Genomic DNA, 8,272 nt, shown 5'->3' on the forward strand with positions numbered 1-8,272 from the left:
CCGTGCCGGGAGTCACACCGCGATCAGGCGGCGTCTTCCTCAACACCGACGGTGTCGACCGCGAGATCGACCAGGCCGGACAGTTCGGCGGCGATCTCCGGGACGGGCAACGCCAACCCGTCGAGGGTGTGCACCCGTGCTGCCAGGGTGACGCTGGACAGCAGCCAGATCCCGTCCGCGGCAATAAGGTCGGCGGGTCGCAGCGGCGCCGTCTCGCACCGGAACCGGTGCGCGCCTGCCACCTCGTACAGCGCCTGCTGCGTCGTGCCCGGCAGGATCCCGTGTTCGACCGGCGGCGTCACCAGGGTCCGTCCCCGCGAGATCAGCACGGTCGACCGCGGACCCTCGAGCACCAAACCCTCACTGCTGGTGAAGATCACGTCGTCGACACCGAGTCCGTGCGCGTGTCGCAGTGCGGCCATGTTCATCGCGTAGGACAGCGTCTTCGCCCCGTGCAGCAGCCACGGCGCCGTCTCGGTGACGTCCACCGAGAATCCCCGCTCCAGCGTGCACACCGAGATCCCGTCGCGCCGGGCGGAAGCAACCCGGCTGGCGACCGGGCCGACGGTGAGGTACGCCGTCGGCTCGCCCGCGCCCTCACGGCCCCGGCTGAGCACCAGCCGCAGCACGCCCTCCCGGCCGGAGTCCCATTCGCCGACCGCGACCGCGATCGCCGACCGCCACGCATCCAGGTCCGGCCGCGGCAGGTCCAGCGCCGCCGCCGAGGTGGTCAACCGCGCCAGGTGCAGCTCGACCGTGCGGGCCGCGCCGTCGCGGACCAGCAGGGTCTCGAAGACGCCGTCACCCCGCACCGCGGCGAGGTCGTCGGCGTGCAGGAACGGGACGTCCGCGTCATGCACCGCGCCGTCCAAGGTCACCAGCACCTGATCAGCCATGCCCCCACCCTACGGCGGCGGACCGAACCGAACCGGCTCCTACACTGGAACCGTGTCCGACTCCGTGCGCGCAACCCCCAGTCCGCTGCTCACCACGCCCGGGGCCGTTCCCTGCCCCGCCGATGCCCCCGACGCTGGCGTCGCCTGGCACTACGGCGACCCGCTCCGCGAGCAACGCAGCGCCGAACGCGCCGCCGCCATCGTGGACCGCTCGAACCGCGTCGTCCTCTCCATCACCGGAGCCGAACGGCTGAGCTGGCTGCACACCATCTCCAGCCAGCACATTGCGAACCTGGCCGACGGCGCGGGTGCCGAGAACCTCAGCCTCGACATCAACGGGCGCGTCGAACACCACTTCGTCCTCACCGACCTCGCCGACGTCACCTGGGTGGACACCGAACCTGGACGCGGCGCCGACCTGCTCGACTTCCTGCAGAAGATGGTGTTCTGGGCGAAGGCCGAACCGACGCCCGCCCCCGACATGGCCGTGCTCGGCCTGCTCGGCCCCGACGTCCGACGGCCCGCACTGCTGTCCGCGTTGGGCATTCCGGAACTGCCCGGCATGTACCACGCGGTCGCGCTGCCCGGCGGCGGATTCCTGCGCACGATGCCCTGGCCCGGCGAGCACGCGTGGGACCTGGTTGTCCCCCGCGAGCGGCTGGCGCACTGGTGGGCAACCCTGACCGAGGCGGGTGCGGCACCGGCGGGTACCTGGGCGTTCGAGGCGCTGCGGGTCGCGGCGCAGCGCCCGCGTCTCGGAATCGACACCGACGAACGGACCATCCCGCACGAGGTCGGCTGGATCGGCGGGATCACCGAGCACGGCGCCGTGCACCTCGACAAGGGCTGTTATCGCGGTCAGGAGACGGTCGCGCGGGTGCACAACCTGGGGAAGCCGCCACGCCACCTGGTGCTGCTGCACCTCGACGGGTCGGCCGACACTCGCCCGGCACCGGGCGAGGACGTCACCGCGGGCGGCCGCACCGTCGGCCGCCTCGGCACGGTGGTCGACCACCACGAACTCGGGCCGATCGCACTGGCGCTGGTCAAGCGGTCCGTCCCCGTCGACACGCCGCTCGCCGTTGGCGGTGCGGCCGCTGCGATCGACCCGGACTCGGTGCCCCGGCACGACGAGTACCAGGCGGGCCGGGCCGCCGTCGACCGGTTGCGCGGCCGGTGAGCGGGCCGGGCACGGTCGCCGCCGTCTGCGTCGTCCACACCGAACGGGATAGCGGCACCCGCCGGGTGCCGCGGACCGCGATCGACAAGCGGCCGGTCACCGGCCCGGTCGAGGTCGGCGCGCAGGGCCTGGCCGGCGATTACGTGTGCGACACCGAGCACCACGGGGGCGTGTTCAAGGCGGTCTACGCCTACCTGGACACGGAGGCCCTGCGCTGGGAGGCCGACCTCGGACGGGATCTGCCCGTCGGCTGGTTCGGCGAGAATCTGCGGGTGCGTGGGGTCGCGACGAGCGACGCCGTGATCGGCGCCCGGTGGCGGGTCGGTGCCACCCTCGAACTGGAGATCACCGGGCCGAGGACACCGTGCGGCACGTTCGGTGTGTGGGCGGCCGAACCGGGCTGGGTCAAGCGCTTCGCCGAACGCGGCGACACCGGCGCCTACCTGAAGGTGCTCACCCCCGGACCGGTCACGGCGGGCGACCCGATCACGGTCACGCACGTGCCGGAGCACGGTGTGACCGTGCGCGACCTGTTCACCGGGCGCGACCCCGATGGCCTCGCCGAGTTGCTCGCGCGCCAACCGGGACTGTCGCCTAGTGTCGAGGACAAGGCACGCAGACGCATCGCCGGGCTGAAGGTGCGGGTGGAGTATTGAGCGTCGAACTGGTCGAGGTGGTCCGGTCGGGCTTCCGCGAGTGCGTGCACCGCGGATCCCTGGTCGTGCTCGACCCGGCAGGCGCGACCCGCCTCGCGCTCGGCGAGGTGAACACCCCGATCTATCCCCGCTCGTCGAACAAGCCACTGCAGGCGGTCGCGCTGCTCCGCAACGGATTCGCCCCAGCGGACCCGAGGGAGCTCGCGATCGCCACCGCCTCCCACGAGGGCGAACCCGAGCACGTCGCGGTGGTGCTCAACCTGCTCCGGCGCCGGAACCTGTCCGAGCACGACCTGCTGTGCCCGCCGGACCTGCCCGCGAACGAGGCGGCCCGCGCGCGGGTCCTCACCTCCGGCGGGCACGCCCGCCGGGTCTTCATGAACTGCTCCGGCAAGCACGCCGCGATGCTCGCGGTGTGCGCGGAACGGGGCTGGCCGCTCGACACCTACACCGACCCGTCGCATCCGCTGCAGCACGAGATCCTCGCGACGATCGCGGAACTCTCCGGGGAGGACGACGAGAGCGAGGTCGGCATCGACGGCTGCGGCCTGCCGATCGTCCCGCTGTCGCTGACCGCGCTGGCGCGGGCGTTCACCACGCTGGTCACCGCGGCGCCGGGCAGCCCGGAGCGGGCGGTCGCCGATGCGGCCCGGGACCAACCGTGGCTGCTGTCCGGCACCGGCAGGGACGACGCGGTGTTGATGTCCACCGTCCCCGGTCTGCTGTGCAAGGCGGGCGCGGACGGGGTGCATGCGGGCGCGCTGCCGGACGGCACCGCGTTCGCCTTCAAGATCGATGACGGCCACGAGCGGGCCCGGCTGCCCCTGACCGCCGCGCTGCTGCACCGGATCGGCGTCGAGCGGACCGAGGAGCTCGCCGATCTCGCGTCCCGGCCGGTGCTCGGCGGCGGCGTCCGCGTCGGCACGATCCGGGCCGTTCCCGACGCGATGAGATGAACAAGACACCCCACCTGTGCAGGGGAAGGAGCGCCAGATCCATTCGCACGCTAGAGTGTCTGTCAGGAAGACATAAACACTCAAACGGGGCCGCCAAAAATTCCCAGGCCGCCCCGCTTAAAGCGCGAGGGGGTTGGCCATGGGCCGCGGCCGGGCTAAGGCAAAGCAGACCAAGGTTGCACGCGAGCTCAAATACAGCTCGCCCACGACGAACTTCGACAGCCTCCAACGCGAGCTGTCGGGTGGCTCGTCGAGCTCCCACCGGAACGGGTCCTACAGCGATCAAGGTTCCGAGGACGGCGCATCGCGCTGGGACGACGACGACTCCGACGACTGGCGCCGCTGACTCAGCTGAGCATCGAATGAGGGGGAGCCCCACGGCTCTCCCTCATTTTCCGCATGTGCACCCCACCGGGTGCCGCGCGGTGTCGACGAGGTTCGGAACAACGCGAACCGCCCGGATCCGATCGGATCCGGGCGGTTCGTCGTCTGTCGTGACTCGGCGTCAGAAGCGCGGGTGGTCGCCGACCAGTCGCACCAGCTCACCGTCCTGCTTGTCCGATGCCTTCGCGACGGTGCCGAGCGTCCAGCAGTCGATGTGGCGCGCCGTGAGCACCGCAAGGGCGCGGTCCACGTCCTCCGGAGCGACAATCGCGACCATGCCGACGCCCATGTTGAAGGTCGCCTCCATCTCGGCACGCTCGACCCGGCCACGCTGACCGATCATCGTGAACACCGGTGCGGGACTCCACGTTCCGCGATCCAGTTCGGCAACGAGACCCTTCGGCATCACCCGGGCCAGATTGTTCGCGAGGCCCCCGCCGGTGACATGGCAGAAGGTGCGCACGTCCGTCTCGGCGATCAGCGCGAGGCAGTCCTTGGCGTAGATCTTCGTCGGCTCAAGCAGTTCCTCGCCGAGCGTGCGGCCGAACTCCTCGACGTGCCCGGTCAGCGACATCCGGTCGATCTCGAGGAGCACCTTCCTGGCCAGCGAGTAGCCGTTCGAGTGCAGACCCGACGACCCCATGCCGATCACCACGTCACCGGGACGCACCCGGTCCGGGCCGAGCACCGCGTCCGCCTCGACGACGCCGACACCGGTGGCCGACAGGTCGTAGTCGCCGTCCGCCATCACCCCGGGATGCTCCGCGGTCTCGCCGCCGAGCAGGGCGCAGCCCGCCTGGATGCAGCCCTGCGCGATGCCGCCGACGATGTCCGCGACCCGCTCGGGGACGACCTTGCCGACCGCGATGTAGTCCTGCAGGAACAGCGGCTCGGCGCCGCACACGACGAGGTCGTCGACGACCATCGCGACCAGGTCGAGGCCGACGGTGTCGTGCTTGTCGAGGGCCTGCGCGACCGCGAGCTTGGTGCCGACGCCGTCGGTGGACGCCGCGAGCAGCGGCTCCCGGTAGCCGCCCTTGAGCGCGAACAGGCCGGCGAATCCGCCGAGCCCGCCGAGCACCTCGGGACGGCTGGCCTTCTTCGCGAGCGGGGCAAACAGCTCCACCGCCCGGTCACCTGCCTCGATGTCCACACCGGCGGCGGCGTAGGAGGCACCGGCGGGGCGGGCGTTCTGGTCGTCGGTCATCGGGTTTCTCAGCTCCAGCTGTGATCTCGCCAGTGCGCCTGGCACTGTCTGGGTGTACGGGGCGCCGGATGCACCGGCGCAAGTATGCGGCCTCGGCGGCCGATCAGGGGCGACTCAGCGCACTCGCGTTGTCGTTGTCGGACCTCGGCGCCGCTCCCGCGGTGCTGTCGAGCATGCCCTCAAGCACGTTCTTGCCGATCGACGTCTCCGTCGGCAGCGCGATCGGGTACTCGCCGTCGAAGCAGGCCATGCACAGCCGGGACGCGGGCTGCTCCGTCGCCGCCACCATGCCGTCGATCGAGATGTAGCCGAGCGAGTCGGCGCCGATCGAGCGGCGCACGCCCTCGACCATCTCCTCCACGTCGCCGGGCTCGTGGCTGGTGCCGCCCGCCCCGTTCGCGATCAGCTCCGCCGGTGACGCGAAGTCGATGCCGTAGAAGCAGGGCCACTTCACCGGCGGGGACGCGATCCGCACGTGGATCTCCAGTGCGCCCGCCTCCCGCAGCATCCGGATCAGTGCGCGCTGAGTGTTGCCGCGGACGATCGAGTCGTCGACGACGATCAGGCGCTTGCCGCGGATCACGTCGCGCAGCGGGTTCAGCTTCAGGCGGATGCCGAGCTGGCGGATGGTCTGCGACGGCTGGATGAAGGTGCGGCCCACGTAGGCGTTCTTCATCAGGCCCTGCCCGTAGGGGATGCCGGAACCCTGCGCGTAGCCGACCGCGGCGGGGGTCCCCGACTCCGGGACCGGGATCACCAGGTCGCCGTCGATCGGGTGTTCCTTCGCCAGGCGGCGGCCGATGTCGACGCGGGTCGCATGCACCGACCGTCCCGAGATCGTCGTGTCGGGGCGGGCCAGGTAGACGTACTCGAAGACGCAGCCCTTCGGCGTCGGGGCGGCGAACCGGGACGACCGCACGCCGTCCGCGTCGATCGCGAGGAGCTCACCCGGCTCGATCTCCCGGACGAACGAGGCGCCGACGATGTCGAGCGCGGCGGTCTCGGAGGCGACGACCCAGCCGCGGTCGAGACGGCCAAGCACCAGCGGCCGGACACCGTGCGGGTCGCGCGCCGCGTAGAGGGTGTGCTCGTCCATGAAGGTCAGGCAGAACGCGCCGCGCAGGGTCGGCAGCAGCTCCATCGCGGCCTGCTCGATCGTCCGGTCCCCCGCCGCGTGCGCGAGGAGCGCGCCGACGATGTCGGAGTCCGAGGTCGCACCGCCGGGCCGCTTGCTGTTCATCAGCCCGGCCGCCCGCGCCCGGTCGGCGAGCTCGGCGGTGTTGACCAGGTTGCCGTTGTGCCCGAGCGCGATGCCGGTGCCCGCGGTGGTGGTCCGGAAGATCGGCTGCGCGTTCTCCCAGGTGGTGGAGCCGGTGGTCGAGTAGCGACAGTGCCCGACGGCGACATGCCCGGGCATCGCGCCGAGGGTCTGCTCGTCGAACACCTGACTGACCAGGCCGAGGTCCTTGAACACCAGCACCTGCGCGCCGTCGGCGACGGCGATGCCCGCGGCCTCCTGGCCGCGGTGCTGTAGCGCGTACAGGCCGTAGTAGGTGAGCTTGGCCACATCCTCGCCGGGAGCCCAGACGCCGAAGACGCCACACTCCTCGCGGGGCGGCTGCTCATCCTGGTCGGACAGGTCTGCGGGTGCGAGAAGATTCGGGCTGTTGACCGACAGGTCGGCTGAAGTCACCGGGGTGCTCCCTTTGGGGGTGGGTGCGGGGGGCAGGCCCAGTCTACGGCCAACGAGAGGGTGCACCTACCACGGGTGCCGCGCTGTCGTGCCGGTCACAGCGTTCACCGCGGGCATCGTCACATCGGCAGCAGCGGCAGCCAGTGGCCGAGGTCACCGGCCCGGCTGCCCGACGCCGTCACCGTTCCCGCCGCAACCGCGTCCTCGAACGCGAGCGCGCCGGTGACGAGGCGCAGCCAGGTCCGCGGGTCGGTCTCGACGACGTTCGGCGGCGTGCCGCGCGTGTGGCGCGGACCCTCAAGGCACTGCACGGCAACGAACGGTGGAACCCGGACCTCGACGGAGGACCCGGGTGCGACGTTCTCCAGGGTGCGCGCGCTGAGCCGGACCGCGGCCGCGAGTTCCGGGCGGGGCGGCGGCGCGGCGTCCGCGTCGGTCAGCCAGTCCCGGACCGCGAGCACCGCGGTCCGCATTTCGGCGGGGTCGATCCTGCGGCGGGCGGTCACCGCACCACGCTACCGGCACGCCCGCGCACCGCCCGGCCCGCCGCCGCCTCCGCGGCGACGGCCCCGCCCGCGTTCACCGCGAGGTGCAGCAGGGCAGGCGCGAGCACGCTGCCGCTGCGCCCCCGCAGCAGGTCGAACAGCACTGAGGCCGCGGCCGTCAGCGCGACGGTCCCCGGCACCGAGTCGCCCGCGTGCCTGGCGGGGGTCACGTGCCACAGCCCGAACGCCGCGGCCCCGAACGCGGGCGCCCACCGGGGCGAGGCGCGGCGGGCCAGCGCGTACAGCACGGACCGGAACGCCAACTCCTCCGCGAGCACGGTGCCGACCGGGATGTGCACGAACACCCATTCGGTGTGGTCGGCGCGGCGCGCACCGGACGCCATCCGGGTCCGCACCGGCGGCGTGGCGAGCATCGCCGGGTAGGCCACCGCGGGGACGATCGAGGCCGCCGCCCCCCACCGCAGACCGGCCCCCGGCGCGCGCCAACCCAATTCACGATCATCGACGCCGCAGGCCCTGGCCGCCGCGGACAGCCCGACGGCGGCCAGCCCGTTTACCGCCGCACGACCACGGGCCCCCAGCCCGAGCCTCGGCAGGACCGCGGTGTTCCAGCCGACGAGCAGCGCCGCACACCCCACCGCGACCGCCCCGTCCCGCGCCCGCCGCCCGCCGAGTGAACGGAACCGTTCACTCGATCTAACCTGAATCCACCGGTGCGGCTCACGGGTCGGTGCGGGGTTGCGATTGTCGACCGTCACCGCACTGCGGGCACACCTCATCGACTGGCGTGATCC

General features: G+C 72.1%; 9 protein-coding genes. 4 read left to right on the forward strand and 5 right to left on the reverse strand.

Going from position 1 to position 8,272, the window contains the following annotated elements; translation table 11 throughout:
- Positions 1-23: 23 nt before the first annotated feature.
- The gene (locus tag ACFWQG_RS18445; protein ID WP_378509084.1) at positions 24-896 is read right to left on the reverse strand and encodes an aminodeoxychorismate lyase; all 873 of its coding nucleotides are present in this window, start codon (positions 894-896) and stop codon (positions 24-26) included.
- Between the two features lie 52 nt (positions 897-948).
- Here ACFWQG_RS18445 and ACFWQG_RS18450 point away from each other — a divergent pair, with 52 nt between their 5' ends.
- The 4 genes from ACFWQG_RS18450 to ACFWQG_RS18465 all read left to right on the forward strand — a co-directional run bounded on the left by ACFWQG_RS18450 (position 949) and on the right by ACFWQG_RS18465 (position 4,034).
- On the forward strand, positions 949-2,076 hold the full coding sequence (locus ACFWQG_RS18450) for a YgfZ/GcvT domain-containing protein (protein WP_378509085.1): 1,128 nt from the start codon (positions 949-951) through the stop codon (positions 2,074-2,076).
- On the forward strand, positions 2,073-2,732 hold the full coding sequence (locus tag ACFWQG_RS18455) for an MOSC domain-containing protein (protein WP_378509086.1): 660 nt from the start codon (positions 2,073-2,075) through the stop codon (positions 2,730-2,732). Before ACFWQG_RS18450 ends, ACFWQG_RS18455 begins: the two co-directional genes overlap by 4 nt.
- Positions 2,729-3,688 carry an asparaginase gene (locus tag ACFWQG_RS18460; RefSeq protein ID WP_378509087.1) on the forward strand — a complete coding sequence of 320 codons (960 nt, stop codon included), beginning with the start codon at positions 2,729-2,731 and terminating at the stop codon, positions 3,686-3,688. Before ACFWQG_RS18455 ends, ACFWQG_RS18460 begins: the two co-directional genes overlap by 4 nt.
- Before the next feature lie 139 nt (positions 3,689-3,827).
- On the forward strand, positions 3,828-4,034 hold the full coding sequence (locus tag ACFWQG_RS18465) for a DUF3073 domain-containing protein (RefSeq protein ID WP_378509088.1): 207 nt from the start codon (positions 3,828-3,830) through the stop codon (positions 4,032-4,034).
- Positions 4,035-4,193: 159 nt separating this feature from the next.
- On the opposite strand, the gene purM is transcribed toward ACFWQG_RS18465, so the two are convergent.
- The 4 genes from purM to ACFWQG_RS18485 form a co-directional block, all read right to left on the reverse strand.
- A complete protein-coding gene (gene purM, locus ACFWQG_RS18470) occupies positions 4,194-5,279 on the reverse strand; it encodes a phosphoribosylformylglycinamidine cyclo-ligase (protein ID WP_378509089.1) in 1,086 nt (361 codons plus the stop codon).
- A 103-nt stretch (positions 5,280-5,382) separates the two neighbouring features.
- Complete coding sequence (purF, locus tag ACFWQG_RS18475) at positions 5,383-6,972, reverse strand: amidophosphoribosyltransferase (RefSeq protein WP_378509090.1); 1,590 nt, start codon at positions 6,970-6,972, stop codon at positions 5,383-5,385.
- A 119-nt stretch (positions 6,973-7,091) separates the two neighbouring features.
- Positions 7,092-7,478 (reverse strand): sterol carrier family protein, encoded by a 387-nt coding sequence (locus ACFWQG_RS18480; RefSeq protein ID WP_378509091.1) that lies wholly within the window; start codon positions 7,476-7,478, stop codon positions 7,092-7,094.
- Positions 7,475-8,116, reverse strand: coding sequence for a CPBP family intramembrane glutamic endopeptidase (locus tag ACFWQG_RS18485; protein WP_378509099.1), 642 nt, complete (start codon positions 8,114-8,116; stop codon positions 7,475-7,477). Before ACFWQG_RS18485 ends, ACFWQG_RS18480 begins: the two co-directional genes overlap by 4 nt.
- Positions 8,117-8,272: the final 156 nt, after the last annotated feature.

The sequence above is a fragment of the Rhodococcus sp. NPDC058532 genome (genome assembly GCF_042719255.1).
GTDB lineage: Bacteria > Actinomycetota > Actinomycetes > Mycobacteriales > Mycobacteriaceae > Rhodococcus_G.